Origin of the sequence: Breznakia sp. PF5-3 (genome assembly GCF_029504745.1) — a bacterium.
In the GTDB taxonomy this organism is placed as follows: Bacteria; Bacillota_I; Bacilli_A; order Erysipelotrichales; family Erysipelotrichaceae; genus Breznakia.
On the sequence record NZ_JAQFIQ010000029.1, the window covers coordinates 1 to 12239 of the forward strand.

Sequence of the window (12239 nt, forward strand, 5' to 3'; positions counted from 1 at the left end):
AATATTATCCTTTCTCACAAAACACAAAGCTCCTTCTACTATACCGGTTTCATCTTAATGCAACAACCTGTTGCTTTAAGTTTAATAATCAAGGAGCGATGAAAAAAGTAAAAAAAGTCTTGCAAAGCCGATGGATAAAGAGTATAATCAATTCGTGACCGCAATGAAGTGCGAGGTTGCTGACACACCGATACACGTTGTCATGGGTGGTGTGTTAGGGAATTCGGATGGAGCGAGTCTATAAATCAATTATAGATGAAAGGAGTTTATCATGGCAAAAAACAGTGTACGTATTAGATTAAAAGCGTATGAACACAGAATCTTGGATGCAAGTGCAGAAAAGATCGTAAAATCAGCACAGTCTCACGGTGCGAAGAAAATTGTTGGTCCAGTACCACTACCAACTGAAAAGCAAGTTGTTACTATCTTGCGTGCGGTACATAAATATAAAGACTCTCGTGAACAGTTCGAAGTAAGAACTCACAAGCGTTTAATCGAAATCGTTGGTCCAACGGCTGAAACAATCGATTCTTTACAAAGATTGGAATTGCCAAGCGGTGTGGATATCGAAATCAAATTATAGGAGGTGAAAACTATGAAAGGTATATTAGGACGTAAAATTGGCATGACTCAAGTTTTCACTGAAGATGGAGTATTAATTCCAGTAACAGTAGTTGAGGCTACACCAAATATTGTTTTACAAAAGAAAACAGTAGAAAATGATGGCTATGAAGCTGTTCAATTAGGATTTGAAGATGTAAAAGAACGTAGAGCGACAAAGGCTAGTAAAGGTCATGCAGCAAAAGTAAACACTGCACCAAAGAAATTCGCTAGAGAAATTCGTGGTAATGGTATGACAGATCTAGAATTAGGAGCTGAAGTTAAAGTTGATATTTTTGAAGCAGGGGACATCGTTGATGTTACTGGTACTTCAAAAGGAAAAGGGTTCATGGGAACAGTTGTGAGAAACAACGCTTCAATCGGACCTAAATCACATGGTTCTGGACACCACAGACACATTGGTTCTCTTGCTACAGGAGGTATTACTTCTCGTAAGGGTAAAATTGATAAAGGTACTGTGATGGCAGGGCAAGAAGGTGGATATAAAACAACGAACCAAAACTTGGAAATCATTAAAGTAGATGCAAATGAAAACTACTTATTGATTAAAGGAAATGTTCCAGGTCCTAAAAAGGGATTGGTAATTGTAAAATCTGCAGTTAAGAAAACTAAGAAAGATGCTGAAATATTAGTGTCTTATGAAGACGAAGTGGTTGAGGAAGTTGTAGAAGAAGTAGTTGCTACAGAAGCTGAACCAGTAGTTGAAGAAGTAGCTAGTGAAACTAGCGATGCTAAGGAGGAATAGAAGATGGCTAAGGTGAGCGTTATTAACCAAGAAGGTAAAAAAGTAAAAGACATCACTTTAAAAGCTGATATCTTTGGAATTGAACCTAATCAACAAGTAATCTTTGACGCAATCGTTATGCAACAAGCTTCGAAACGCCAAGGTACTCACGATGTGAAAAATCGTACAGAAGTTAGAGGAGGAGGGCGTAAGCCTTACCGCCAAAAGGGTAGCGGGCGTGCTCGTCAAGGTTCGATTAGATCTCCACAATGGAGAGGTGGAGGAATTGTCTTTGGACCAACTCCAAGAAGTTATAAGTATTCTTTAAATAAAAAAGTTAGAAAATTAGCTTTGAAATCAGTATTATCTGAAAAAGCAATCGATAAAGATATTATCGTAGTAGACAAGTTTGAATTGGCTGCACCAAAAACAAAAGATTTCAAAAAAATCATTGATGCAATTGGTGCAACTAAGAAAACATTATTTGTTGTAGATACAGAAGAAGATTACGAAAATGCATTGTTATCAATGAGAAACATTCAAAGCATGGTAATGTTACCTGCTGAAGGAATCAATGTTTATGATTTGGTAAATGCAAACAAACTAGTCTTTACAGAAGCAGCTATGAAAAAGGTTGAGGAGGTGCTTGGATAATGAAAAACGCTAGAGATATTATCATCCGTCCAATCATCACTGAAAAGACGATGACAAACATGGATAATGAAAACAAAGTTACATTCGAAGTAGTTAAAGGATGTAATAAGACAGAAGTGAAACATGCTGTTGAAGAAATCTTTAATGTAAAGGTTGAAAAAGTAAACATCATGAATGTAAGACCAAAAGCAAAACGTATGGGTAAATACGAAGGTACTACAAAAGCAGTACGTAAAGCGATTGTAAAAGTAGCTGAAGGTCAAGAAATTAATTTATTCACTGAATAATATATACGAGGAGAATCACGCTATTTCTCGTCATAAAATGCGTTAGGAGGAAAATGTTAAATGGGTATTAAGAAGTATAAACCAACCACACCTGGTCGTCGTGGGATGACAAGTTTAACGTTCGAAGAAATTACAAAAACAACTCCAGAGAAAAGTTTAACAGAAAAACTTACAAAACATTCTGGTCGTAATAATGATGGACGTATCACAACACGCCACAAAGGTGGTGGACACAAAAGACTGTATCGTGTAATTGATTTTAAAAGAAATAAAGATGGAATTGCAGCTACTGTAGCAGCAATTGAATATGATCCAAACCGTTCTGCCAATATTGCTTTATTAAGCTATGCAGATGGTGAAAAAAGATATATCTTAGCTCCAAAAGGATTAACTGTTGGAACAAAGGTTGAATCAGGAAGCGAAGCTGACATAAAAGTTGGTAACTGTATGGAAATGAAAGATATGCCAGAAGGTACTTTCATTCATAACGTTGAATTGAAGCCTGGTAAAGGTGGACAATTGGCAAGATCTGCTGGTTGTTCAGCACAAATCTTAGGTTTGGAAGGTAAGTATGTAACACTTCGTTTATCTTCAGGTGAAGTACGTAAAGTGTTAGCTAACTGTCGTGCAACAATTGGTGTTGTAGGAAATGAAGACCATAGCTTAGTAAATGTAGGGAAAGCTGGTAGAAGTCGTTGGAAAGGTATTCGTCCAACTGTACGTGGATCAGTTATGAACCCGAATGATCACCCTCATGGTGGTGGGGAAGGTCGTACTCCGATCGGACGTAAATCACCAATGACACCTTGGGGTAAAAAAGCAATGGGTGTTGTAACTCGTAAAAAGAAAAACGCATCGGATAAATTGATTGTCCGTCGTCGTAACAGTAAGTAAGGCAAAGGAGGAAATGTAAAATGAGTCGTAGTCTTAAAAAAGGACCTTTCTGTGATGAACACTTAATGAAAAAAGTGGAAGCAGTAAATGCGTCTGGGAAAAAAGAAGTAATTAAAACATGGTCTCGTAGATCAACTATCTTCCCACAATTCGTGGAACATACTTTTGCCGTTTACAATGGTAAAGAACACTTACCGGTATATGTTACGGAAGATATGGTAGGTCATAAATTAGGTGAGTTTGTACCTACGAGAAAATACGCTGGTCACGGTAGTGATGATAAAAAGGCTAGATAGAGGAGGAATTAGTAATGGAAGTTAAAGCAACAGCAAAAACTCTACGTATTCCACCAAGAAAAGCTAGACTAGTATTAGATCTTATCCGTGGAAAAGATGTAGAAGAAGCAGCCGCTATTTTGAGATTTACACCTAACTTTGCTGCTGAAGCAACAGGTAAGGTATTGAACTCTGCAGTAGCAAATGCAGTAAACAATCATGATTTAGAAGAAGAAAGATTATACGTAAAAGCATGTTACGCTGATGAAAGTGTTACTTTAAAACGTTTCATGCCACGTGCAAAAGGATCTGCAAGTGCGATCCACAAACGTACAAGTCACATCACAGTTGTTGTGGCGGAAAGAGATTAGGAGGTAACTCATGGGTCAAAAAGTAAGTCCAATCGGATTGAGAGTTGGTATTATCCGCGATTGGGAATCAAGATGGTTCGCTGAAAAGGATTATGCTGACTTATTGTTAGAAGATATTAAAATTCGTGAATATTTATTTAAAGAACTTAAGGGTGCATCTGTCTCTAAAGTTGAAATTGAAAGAACAAAAAGCCGTGTTAATGTAATTATCAAAACTGCTATGCCAGGTATGGTAATTGGATCTAACGGTGGTGAAAATGTAGAAAAATTGAAAAAAGCATTAGTTAAGATGACAAATAACAAAGCAATTTATATCAAAGTATTGGAAATTGCGAATCCTTATTTGGATGCTAAGCTTGTAGCAAGAAACATTGCTGATCAATTGGAAAACCGTGCTTCATTTAGAACAGCACAAAAAAGAGCAATCCAACAAACTATGAGAGCAGGAGCAAAAGGAATTAAAACTGCAGTTTCTGGTCGATTAGGTGGTGCTGATATGGCTCGTACGGAAGGATATAGTGAAGGAAATGTACCTTTGCATACACTTCGTGCAGATATCGATTATGCTTGGGAAGAAGCGGCTACTACATATGGACGTTTAGGTGTTAAGGTTTGGATTTGTCGTGGTGAAGTATTACCAGGGGAAATGGTAAAAGAACCAGAAGCTCCAAAAGTTGATATGAGAGATCGTCGCCGTCCAAGAAGAAATAACGATAGAAGAAACAATAACAACAACCGCTCTGCAGGACAAAATGCAGGGGGAAGAGGTCCGGTAAAAGCAGCAGCTGAAAAAACAGAAGCAAAAGCGCCTGAAGCTGCAGCAAATACTGAAGGAGGTAATTAATTATGTTAATGCCTAAAAGAACAAAATATAGAAGACCACACCGTTTAAGCTATGAAGGTCGTGCGAAAGCAGGACGTGAAGTTGCTTTTGGTGAATATGGGTTAATGGCTGATACTGGAAACTATGTAAGTAACCGTCAAATTGAGGCTGCCCGTGTTGCTATGACACGTTACATGAAACGTGGTGGGAAAGTTTGGATTAAAATATTCCCTCATTTAGCAAGAACAGCAAAACCTCTTGAAGTACGTATGGGTTCTGGTAAAGGGGCACCTGACAGCTGGGTAGCAGTAGTAAAAGCTGGCTGTATCATGTTTGAAATTGCTGGAGTTAGCGAAGAAGTTGCACGTGAAGCATTCCGTTTGGCTTCTCACAAATTACCAGTAAAATGTAAGTTTGTTAAGAAGGGGGAAGAGTAATTTATGTTAGCTAAAGAAATAAGAGAAAAAAGCAATGAAGAGTTGCTAAAAGATGTTGATTTACTAAAAGAAGAACTTTTTAACCTTCGTTTTCAACAAGCTACGGGGCAACTGGAAAACAGTGCTCGTATGAAAGATATTAAGAAGACAATTGCACGTATTAAAACAATTATGGGTGAAAGAGCCCGTGTAAGCGAATAGGAGGATGTTGTGATGGAAAGATCAAATCGTAAAGTATATCGTGGAACAGTTGTTTCAGATAAAATGGACAAAACTATTACAGTTGTAGTAGAAACGAAAAAAACACATCCTTTATATGGAAAACGTGTTAAATATTCGAAAAAATTCAAAGCTCACGATGCTAACAACGAAGCTAAGATCGGTGATAAGGTAGTAATTATGGAAACTCGTCCATTAAGTGCTACAAAACGTTTCCGTTTGATAGAAATCGTTGAAAAAGCAGTTGTGCTGTAGGTCAGGAGGGTAATTTTATGATTCAAAGTGAAAGTAGATTACGCGTAGCCGACAACACTGGTGCAAAGGAAGTTTTGGTCATTAGAAACTTAGGTGGAAGTGTTCGTAAATTTTCAAACATTGGTGATATAGTAGTATGTACTGTAAAACAGGCTGCTCCTGGTGGGACAGTAAAAAAAGGTGAAGTTGTAAAGGCTGTCATCGTTCGTACTGTTCGCGGAGTTAGAAGAGATAATGGAACATACATTAAATTTGACGACAATGCGGTAGTAATTATTAAAGATGATAACACGCCTCGTGGTACCAGAATCTTTGGTCCAGTGGCGAGAGAATTGCGTGAAAAAGACTTTATGAAAATAGTGTCTTTGGCACCGGAAGTATTATAGGAGGTATCTTTGTGAAAATCAAAAAAGGTGATAAAGTTCAAGTTATTACAGGATCTGACAAAGGTACTGTAGCTGAAGTTATTAAAGTTCTTCCAAGAAGAGATATGGTTATCGTTGAAGGTGTAAACATGAAGAAAAAGCATTTAAAACCAACACAGGAAAATCCTGATGGTGGGATTGCTGAAGGTGAAGCACCAATTCATGTGTCTAATGTTATGGCATATGATGCAAAAGCGAAAAAGGCAAGCAGAATCTCATTCAAAGAAGAAAAAGGAAAGAAAGTACGCGTCTATTCAAAATCTGGCGCTACTATTAAGTAGGGAGGTATGATGATGAACCGCCTAAATGAAAAATATCTTAAAGAAGTTAGTCCTTCTTTAATGAAGAAATTTGACTATAAATCTGTGATGGAAGTGCCTAAAGTTGAAAAAATTGTTATCAACATCGGTCTTGGTGAAGCTGTAGCAAATCCAAAGGTGATGGAAGATGCAGTTGCTGAACTTACACAAATCACAGGTCAAAAACCAGTTGTTACAAAAGCAAAAAAATCAATTGCGAACTATAAGCTTAGAGCTGGAATGCCAATTGGTTGTAAAGTAACATTACGTGGAGAAAAAATGTATGATTTCTTATACAAACTTGTAAATCTTTCTTTACCACGTGTGAGAGACTTCAGAGGAGTTTCAAACTCAGCATTTGATGGTAGAGGGAACTATACATTAGGTATTAAGGAACAAATTATTTTCCCAGAAATTAATTATGATAAAGTTAGTAAATTGCGTGGTATGGATATTATTATCGTAACAACTGCAAATACTAATGATGAGGCAAAAGCTCTTCTTGAAGAGTTAGGAATGCCTTTTAGAAAGCAAGGAGGACAAAACTAATGGCAAAGAAAGCGATGATCGAAAAATCAAAACGCCCTCAAAAGTTTAAAGTTCGTGAATATACTAGATGCGAACGTTGTGGACGTCCTCATTCAGTTTTAAGAAAATACAAACTATGCCGTGTTTGCTTTAGAGAATTGGCTTATAAAGGTCAAATCCCTGGAGTTAAAAAGGCAAGTTGGTAATAAGGAGGAATAGTTATTATGATTATGACTGACCCAATTGCAGATATGCTAACAAGAGTAAGAAATGCTATTCAAGCGCGTCATACAACAGTAGATATTCCTGCAAATAAAGAAAAGGTTGAAATCGCAAAGATTTTAAAAGAAGAAGGATTCATTACAGATTTTGAAGTGAGTGGTGATGTTAAGAAAACGATTACTGTTACTTTGAAATATGGTCCTAACAATGAAAAAGTAATCAATGGTATTAAGAGAATTTCATCACCTGGTCTTCGTGTTTACACGAAAGCAGATGATATGCCTAGAGTATTAAATGGTTTAGGTATTGCGATTATCTCTACAAGCCATGGATTGTTAACAGACAAAGATGCAAAAGCGAAAAATGTTGGTGGCGAAGTTGTCGCTTACGTTTGGTAGTTAACGGAGGTAAAGTAAAGAATGTCACGTATCGGAAATAAAGCGATTACCATTCCTGCTGGAGTAGAAATTACAATCTCTAGTACGAATGAGGTGACTGTTAAAGGACCTAAGGGAACTTTAGCTCGTCAATTCTCACCTTTGATGGATATCAAGGTTGAAGAAGGAATTTTAAATGTTGCTCGTCAAAACGAACAAAAACATACAAAACAATTACATGGAACAACGCGTGCTCTTATTAACAACATGGTTGTGGGAGTATCGGAAGGATTTGTAAAAGAACTTGAACTTATTGGTATTGGGTTTAAAGCAAATCTTAAAGGTAAAGTTCTTGAATTGATTGTTGGATATTCTCATCCAATTAATATTGAAATTGAAGATGGACTTACTTGTGAAGTACCTTCACAAACAGAAGTTAAGATTTCAGGAATTGATAAACAAAGAGTTGGTGAATGTGCTGCCAACATTAGAGCGGTTAGAAAACCAGAACCTTACAAAGGAAAAGGTATTCGCTATAAAGGTGAATATGTTCGTCGTAAGGAAGGTAAAACAGCTGCTAAGAAAGCATAGAGTGGGAGGAGTAAAATATGATTAAGAAAACTGCAAAAAATGTTGAACGTAAACGCCGTCATGCACGTGTGCGTACGAAAATCAGTGGAACTCCAGAGTGCCCACGTTTAAATGTATTTCGTTCAAATGCGCATATACATGCACAAATTGTTGATGATGTGAATGGAAAAACTTTGGTTGCTGCTAGTAGCGTATCAATGAAAATTGATAATGGTAGCAATGTAGAAGCTGCTACAAAAGTTGGTGAAGAAATCGCTAAACTTGCAAAGAAAGCAAAAATTGAAAATGTTGTATTTGACCGTGGTGGATATATCTATCATGGACGTGTGAAAGCGTTAGCCGAAGCTGCTCGTGAAGCAGGGCTTAAGTTCTAAAGGAGGTCACGATGGAAAACAAACAAGAGGAAACAAAAACAGTAGAAGTTGTTGAAGAAGTGGCAACTCCAGAAGTTAAAGCTGAAACAACAGAAACAAAAGATGCAAAACCAGCTGCTAAACCAGCTCCAAGACAAGCATCAAACAATAATAGAAGAAATGATCGTAAACCTGGTGGTAGAAGACCAAGAAGAGATCGTCAAGAAAAAGAATTTGAAGAACGTGTTGTTACAATTAACCGTGTAACAAAAGTAGTAAAAGGGGGACGTCGTTTCCGTTTTGCAGCTTTAGTTGTTATTGGTGATGGTAAAGGACGTGTTGGATTTGGAACAGGAAAAGCAAATGAAGTTCCTGATGCAATTAAGAAAGCAATTGAAAACGCTAAGAAAAACTTATTTACAATTCCAACTGTTGGTACAACAATTCCACACGCAATCACAGGAAATTATGGTGCAGGAAGCGTATTCTTACGTCCAGCATCAGAAGGTACTGGGGTAATTGCTGGTGGTGCCGTTCGTGATGTGTTAGAGGTAGCTGGTATCAAAGATGTTTTAACAAAATGTCTTGGTTCACGTACCCCAATTAACATGGTTCGTGCGACAATGGTTGCGTTACAAGAGCTAAAAACAGTGGAAGATATTGCACGTCTTCGTGGAAAAAAACCAGAAGAGATTCGTGGTTAGGAGGTATGCAAGATGAAATTACATGAAATGAAATATAATGAAGGTGCTAGAAAAAATCGTAAACGTCTAGGACGTGGACATGCTTCAGGTACTGGAAAAACAGCAGGGAAGGGACATAAAGGACAAAATGCACGTTCAGGTGGTGGAGTTCGTTTAGGTTTTGAAGGTGGTCAAACACCATTAGCAAGAAGATTGCCAAAACGTGGATTTACAAACTTCACAAGAAAAGAATATGCAGTTGTTAATGTTGAATCTTTAAATAAATTTGATAATGGAGTGGAAGTTACTCCAGAATTATTAATTGAAACAGGTCTAGTTGGGAAAGAGTTATATGGAATCAAAATTCTAGGGCGTGGAGAATTAGAAAAGAAGTTAACTGTAAAAGCAAATAAATTTTCTAAATCAGCAGTAGCTGTTATAGAAAAAGCAGGCGGGAAAGCAGAGGTAATCTAACATGTTTTCCACATTTGCTGACATGTTCAAGAATAAGGATATCCGCAAGAAAATTCTATTTACTTTAGCGATGTTATTTGTGTTCCGTTTCGGTGCACAAATTCCTGTCCCTAATGTAGATATTTCAACTGGAGTAGAAAGCAATAACTTAGTTTCAATGATGAACTTACTTGGTGGTGGAGCAATGGATAAATTATCTATTTTTGCACTAGGAGTTGGTCCTTATATTACAGCATCGATTATTATTCAATTATTGTCGATGGATGTAATTCCACATTTGACAGAACTTGCAAAGAGTGGTCAAACAGGTAGAAAACAACTTGACAAGTATACAAGGTATTTAGGTGTTGTATTATGTTTTGTGCAAGCGTACACAACAACATTAGTGTTAACAAACTCTGATGGAAGTAGTATTCTTATTAATCAAAACTTATCTGGATTCTTATATGTAGCAACGATCTTTACAGCAGGAACAATGTTCTTGTTATGGATCGCTGATCGAATTTCAATGCATGGTATTGGAAATGGTGTATCAATCATCATTTTCGCAGGTATCGTAGCAGATATGCCATTCCAATTTAGTGAAGCATTTAGATCATTAACTGCGGGAGCTAGTGGTAGTGCATTCTTTAATGGTATATTAACATTCAGTGGATTTATATTTATTTATTTATTAATTATTGTATTGGTTATATTCATCCAAACGGCGGTACGTAAAATTCCAATTCAATATACTTCAAGTACAGTGCAAAATAAAAACAAAGATATGACTTATTTGCCATTGAAAATTAACTCTGCAAGTGTTATTCCAGTAATCTTTGCATCAGCAGTTATGATTGCACCAGTAACAATTGTTCAATTATTGATCAATAACAGTGTAATTAAGGCGTCTGGTTGGACAAGTACAATGAGTGAATTGTTAGGTATGCAATCAGTACCATCCCTTTGTATTTATGCAGTACTAATATTCTTGTTTACTTTCTTCTATACGAAGTTAACAGTAGATCCAGAAAAGATCTCTGAAAATTTAAGTAAATCAGGAACATACATTCCAGGGATTCGTCCAGGAAAAGAAACAAAGGATTATATTAATAAAGTGTTGTCTCGTATTACCGTATTAGGAGCATTATCATTAGTGTTTATTGCACTATTACCAAATGTTGCACCACTATTGATTCCTAGTTTACCTCAATCAATTCGATTGGGTGGAACAGGGTTAATCATTGTTGTTGGGGTAGCGATGGAAACAGTTGCACAACTAAAAGGACAGATGACAGCGAAGTCTTACCGTGGTTTTATGGGGGTTAAAAGATAAACGATGAACATTTTGATTATGGGGGGACCTGGTGCTGGAAAAGGTACAATGTCCTTAAAAATCGTTGAAAAGTTTAACGTTTTACATATATCGACGGGTGATATTTTCAGAAGTGAAATTGGAAAACAAACAGCTTTGGGAATGGAAGCCAAGAAATATATGGATCAAGGTCTATTAGTTCCGGATGAGGTTACGAACCCAATGGTAAAAAGCTTTATTGAAAAGCAAGATATAAAGAATGGGTATTTACTAGATGGATACCCAAGAACATTAGCACAAGCAAAAGCATTTGATGAATTAGTAAAAGGTACAGATATGGAAATCGATAAGGTTCTTACATTAGAGATTCCCTTTGAAAAATTAGCTGTTCGTATTACAGGACGCCGTCTATGTAAAGGATGTGATGCAATCTATCATATAGATAATCATCCATCAAAAGAAGAAGGTATTTGTGATATTTGTGGAAGCGAATTGTATCAACGTGATGATGACACGGTAGAAAGTCTATCGGTTCGTTTAGAAGAGTATTCAAAAAATGCTGATCCAATTCTTGATTACTATGGTGATAGAGTTGTAGTAATTAATGCAGATCAAAGTGCTGATGAAGTTTGGCAGGATATTCAAAATGCTTTAGGAGGTAACGCATGATTACATGTAAATCTGCTAGAGAAATTGAATTGATGAAAAAAGCTGGGGAAATCGTTGCACTTGCACATGTTGCAGCGAAGAAAGCTATCAAGCCAGGATTAAATACAATCGAATTAGATAAAATTTGTGAAGATGTAATTCTGGCCAATGATGCCACACCTTCGTTTAAAGGGTTATATGGTTTCCCTAATGCTTGTTGTATATCTGTGAATAACGTGTTAGTTCATGGTATTCCTAATAAGAAAACGATCCTTAAAGAAGGAGATATCGTTTCTGTTGATATTGGAGCTTGTTATAAAGGATATCACGGTGATTCAGCTTGGACATATCCAGTTGGAAAAATAAGTGAAGAAACGCAAAAATTATTGGACGTAACGGAACAATCGTTATATGAGGGATTAAAACTAGCGAAAGCTGGAAATCGTTTAACTGATATTTCTCATGCGATTGAAACACATGTCCATAAGTATAATTTCTCAATTCCAAAAGACTATACAGGTCATGGAATAGGGACAAGTGTACATGAAGATCCAACCGTACCTAATTTTGGTAAACCTGGCTTAGGTGTATTACTGAAAAAGGGAATGACTTTGGCAATTGAACCAATGGTTCATGCAGGAAGACCACAAACAAAAGTTTTAGATGATGATTGGACTGTGGTAACTGCAGATGGTTCATTGGCAGCGCATTTCGAACATACGGTTGTCATTGACGAAGATAAGTGTGAAATATTGACAAAATTACATAATAATGTGGAGGAATAA

Annotated in this window: 22 protein-coding genes and 1 pseudogene; all 23 read left to right on the forward strand. The window is 36.8% G+C overall.

What is annotated here, in order from left to right; translation table 11 throughout:
* Positions 1–271 precede the first annotated feature (271 nt).
* The 23 genes and pseudogenes from rpsJ to map all read left to right on the forward strand — a co-directional run bounded on the left by rpsJ (position 272) and on the right by map (position 12239).
* Positions 272–583: a 30S ribosomal protein S10 gene (gene rpsJ / locus M2475_RS07675; protein ID WP_277490622.1), complete on the forward strand. Its 312-nt coding sequence runs from the start codon at positions 272–274 to the stop codon at positions 581–583.
* Positions 584–595: 12 nt separating this feature from the next.
* Positions 596–1366, forward strand: coding sequence for a 50S ribosomal protein L3 (rplC, locus tag M2475_RS07680; protein WP_277490623.1), 771 nt, complete (start codon positions 596–598; stop codon positions 1364–1366).
* A gap of 3 nt (positions 1367–1369) precedes the next feature.
* Positions 1370–1999: a 50S ribosomal protein L4 gene (gene rplD / locus M2475_RS07685; protein WP_277490625.1), complete on the forward strand. Its 630-nt coding sequence runs from the start codon at positions 1370–1372 to the stop codon at positions 1997–1999.
* A complete protein-coding gene (gene rplW / locus M2475_RS07690; RefSeq protein WP_277490627.1) occupies positions 1999–2286 on the forward strand; it encodes a 50S ribosomal protein L23 in 288 nt (95 codons plus the stop codon). Before rplD ends, rplW begins: the two co-directional genes overlap by 1 nt.
* A gap of 60 nt (positions 2287–2346) precedes the next feature.
* A complete protein-coding gene (gene rplB / locus M2475_RS07695; RefSeq protein ID WP_277490629.1) occupies positions 2347–3180 on the forward strand; it encodes a 50S ribosomal protein L2 in 834 nt (277 codons plus the stop codon).
* Between the two features lie 20 nt (positions 3181–3200).
* A complete protein-coding gene (rpsS, locus tag M2475_RS07700; RefSeq protein WP_277490631.1) occupies positions 3201–3476 on the forward strand; it encodes a 30S ribosomal protein S19 in 276 nt (91 codons plus the stop codon).
* A gap of 14 nt (positions 3477–3490) precedes the next feature.
* Positions 3491–3826, forward strand: a complete 336-nt coding sequence (gene rplV / locus M2475_RS07705) for a 50S ribosomal protein L22 (RefSeq protein WP_277490632.1) — start codon at positions 3491–3493, stop codon at positions 3824–3826.
* A gap of 10 nt (positions 3827–3836) precedes the next feature.
* The gene (gene rpsC / locus M2475_RS07710) at positions 3837–4670 is read left to right on the forward strand and encodes a 30S ribosomal protein S3 (RefSeq protein WP_277490634.1); all 834 of its coding nucleotides are present in this window, start codon (positions 3837–3839) and stop codon (positions 4668–4670) included.
* Between the two features lie 2 nt (positions 4671–4672).
* On the forward strand, positions 4673–5086 hold the full coding sequence (rplP, locus tag M2475_RS07715; RefSeq protein WP_277490636.1) for a 50S ribosomal protein L16: 414 nt from the start codon (positions 4673–4675) through the stop codon (positions 5084–5086).
* Positions 5087–5089: 3 nt separating this feature from the next.
* Positions 5090–5287 (forward strand): 50S ribosomal protein L29, encoded by a 198-nt coding sequence (rpmC, locus tag M2475_RS07720; protein WP_277490637.1) that lies wholly within the window; start codon positions 5090–5092, stop codon positions 5285–5287.
* Positions 5288–5296: 9 nt separating this feature from the next.
* Positions 5297–5560, forward strand: coding sequence for a 30S ribosomal protein S17 (rpsQ, locus tag M2475_RS07725; protein ID WP_277490639.1), 264 nt, complete (start codon positions 5297–5299; stop codon positions 5558–5560).
* Positions 5561–5577: 17 nt separating this feature from the next.
* Positions 5578–5946 (forward strand): 50S ribosomal protein L14, encoded by a 369-nt coding sequence (gene rplN, locus M2475_RS07730; protein WP_277490640.1) that lies wholly within the window; start codon positions 5578–5580, stop codon positions 5944–5946.
* Positions 5947–5957: 11 nt separating this feature from the next.
* Positions 5958–6266, forward strand: coding sequence for a 50S ribosomal protein L24 (gene rplX / locus M2475_RS07735; RefSeq protein WP_277490641.1), 309 nt, complete (start codon positions 5958–5960; stop codon positions 6264–6266).
* Positions 6267–6278: 12 nt separating this feature from the next.
* The gene (gene rplE, locus M2475_RS07740; protein ID WP_277490642.1) at positions 6279–6833 is read left to right on the forward strand and encodes a 50S ribosomal protein L5; all 555 of its coding nucleotides are present in this window, start codon (positions 6279–6281) and stop codon (positions 6831–6833) included.
* Positions 6833–7018 carry a type Z 30S ribosomal protein S14 gene (locus tag M2475_RS07745; protein ID WP_277490643.1) on the forward strand — a complete coding sequence of 62 codons (186 nt, stop codon included), beginning with the start codon at positions 6833–6835 and terminating at the stop codon, positions 7016–7018. Before rplE ends, M2475_RS07745 begins: the two co-directional genes overlap by 1 nt.
* 18 nt (positions 7019–7036) lie before the next feature.
* Positions 7037–7432: a 30S ribosomal protein S8 gene (gene rpsH / locus M2475_RS07750; protein WP_277490644.1), complete on the forward strand. Its 396-nt coding sequence runs from the start codon at positions 7037–7039 to the stop codon at positions 7430–7432.
* A 21-nt stretch (positions 7433–7453) separates the two neighbouring features.
* Complete coding sequence (rplF, locus tag M2475_RS07755) at positions 7454–8002, forward strand: 50S ribosomal protein L6 (RefSeq protein ID WP_277490645.1); 549 nt, start codon at positions 7454–7456, stop codon at positions 8000–8002.
* A 17-nt stretch (positions 8003–8019) separates the two neighbouring features.
* Positions 8020–8376 (forward strand): 50S ribosomal protein L18, encoded by a 357-nt coding sequence (gene rplR / locus M2475_RS07760; RefSeq protein WP_277490646.1) that lies wholly within the window; start codon positions 8020–8022, stop codon positions 8374–8376.
* A gap of 179 nt (positions 8377–8555) precedes the next feature.
* Positions 8556–9059, forward strand: a pseudogene (gene rpsE, locus M2475_RS07765) (30S ribosomal protein S5); the annotation flags it as partial.
* A gap of 12 nt (positions 9060–9071) precedes the next feature.
* Positions 9072–9512, forward strand: coding sequence for a 50S ribosomal protein L15 (gene rplO / locus M2475_RS07770; RefSeq protein WP_277490647.1), 441 nt, complete (start codon positions 9072–9074; stop codon positions 9510–9512).
* 1 nt (position 9513) lies between these two features.
* Positions 9514–10827, forward strand: a complete 1314-nt coding sequence (gene secY, locus M2475_RS07775; RefSeq protein ID WP_277490649.1) for a preprotein translocase subunit SecY — start codon at positions 9514–9516, stop codon at positions 10825–10827.
* 3 nt (positions 10828–10830) lie between these two features.
* The gene (locus M2475_RS07780) at positions 10831–11475 is read left to right on the forward strand and encodes an adenylate kinase (RefSeq protein WP_277490650.1); all 645 of its coding nucleotides are present in this window, start codon (positions 10831–10833) and stop codon (positions 11473–11475) included.
* A complete protein-coding gene (gene map / locus M2475_RS07785; protein ID WP_277490651.1) occupies positions 11472–12239 on the forward strand; it encodes a type I methionyl aminopeptidase in 768 nt (255 codons plus the stop codon). Before M2475_RS07780 ends, map begins: the two co-directional genes overlap by 4 nt.

What these genes read in the sequence shown, in the direction of transcription:
- rplW (WP_277490627.1), top strand. Translation starts at nt 1,999, where the DNA reads ATGAAAAACGCTAGAGATATTATCATCCGTCCAATCATCACTGAAAAG.
- rpsS (WP_277490631.1), top strand. Translation starts at nt 3,201, where the DNA reads ATGAGTCGTAGTCTTAAAAAAGGACCTTTCTGTGATGAACACTTAATG.
- rpsJ (WP_277490622.1), top strand. Translation starts at nt 272, where the DNA reads ATGGCAAAAAACAGTGTACGTATTAGATTAAAAGCGTATGAACACAGA.
- rplP (WP_277490636.1), top strand. Translation starts at nt 4,673, where the DNA reads ATGTTAATGCCTAAAAGAACAAAATATAGAAGACCACACCGTTTAAGC.
- map (WP_277490651.1), top strand. Translation starts at nt 11,472, where the DNA reads ATGATTACATGTAAATCTGCTAGAGAAATTGAATTGATGAAAAAAGCT.
- rplR (WP_277490646.1), top strand. Translation starts at nt 8,020, where the DNA reads ATGATTAAGAAAACTGCAAAAAATGTTGAACGTAAACGCCGTCATGCA.
- rplE (WP_277490642.1), top strand. Translation starts at nt 6,279, where the DNA reads ATGAACCGCCTAAATGAAAAATATCTTAAAGAAGTTAGTCCTTCTTTA.
- rplD (WP_277490625.1), top strand. Translation starts at nt 1,370, where the DNA reads ATGGCTAAGGTGAGCGTTATTAACCAAGAAGGTAAAAAAGTAAAAGAC.
- rplF (WP_277490645.1), top strand. Translation starts at nt 7,454, where the DNA reads ATGTCACGTATCGGAAATAAAGCGATTACCATTCCTGCTGGAGTAGAA.
- M2475_RS07780 (WP_277490650.1), top strand. Translation starts at nt 10,831, where the DNA reads ATGAACATTTTGATTATGGGGGGACCTGGTGCTGGAAAAGGTACAATG.
- rpsC (WP_277490634.1), top strand. Translation starts at nt 3,837, where the DNA reads ATGGGTCAAAAAGTAAGTCCAATCGGATTGAGAGTTGGTATTATCCGC.
- secY (WP_277490649.1), top strand. Translation starts at nt 9,514, where the DNA reads ATGTTTTCCACATTTGCTGACATGTTCAAGAATAAGGATATCCGCAAG.
- rpmC (WP_277490637.1), top strand. Translation starts at nt 5,090, where the DNA reads ATGTTAGCTAAAGAAATAAGAGAAAAAAGCAATGAAGAGTTGCTAAAA.
- rplV (WP_277490632.1), top strand. Translation starts at nt 3,491, where the DNA reads ATGGAAGTTAAAGCAACAGCAAAAACTCTACGTATTCCACCAAGAAAA.
- rplC (WP_277490623.1), top strand. Translation starts at nt 596, where the DNA reads ATGAAAGGTATATTAGGACGTAAAATTGGCATGACTCAAGTTTTCACT.
- rplB (WP_277490629.1), top strand. Translation starts at nt 2,347, where the DNA reads ATGGGTATTAAGAAGTATAAACCAACCACACCTGGTCGTCGTGGGATG.
- rpsH (WP_277490644.1), top strand. Translation starts at nt 7,037, where the DNA reads ATGATTATGACTGACCCAATTGCAGATATGCTAACAAGAGTAAGAAAT.
- rplO (WP_277490647.1), top strand. Translation starts at nt 9,072, where the DNA reads ATGAAATTACATGAAATGAAATATAATGAAGGTGCTAGAAAAAATCGT.
- M2475_RS07745 (WP_277490643.1), top strand. Translation starts at nt 6,833, where the DNA reads ATGGCAAAGAAAGCGATGATCGAAAAATCAAAACGCCCTCAAAAGTTT.
- rplN (WP_277490640.1), top strand. Translation starts at nt 5,578, where the DNA reads ATGATTCAAAGTGAAAGTAGATTACGCGTAGCCGACAACACTGGTGCA.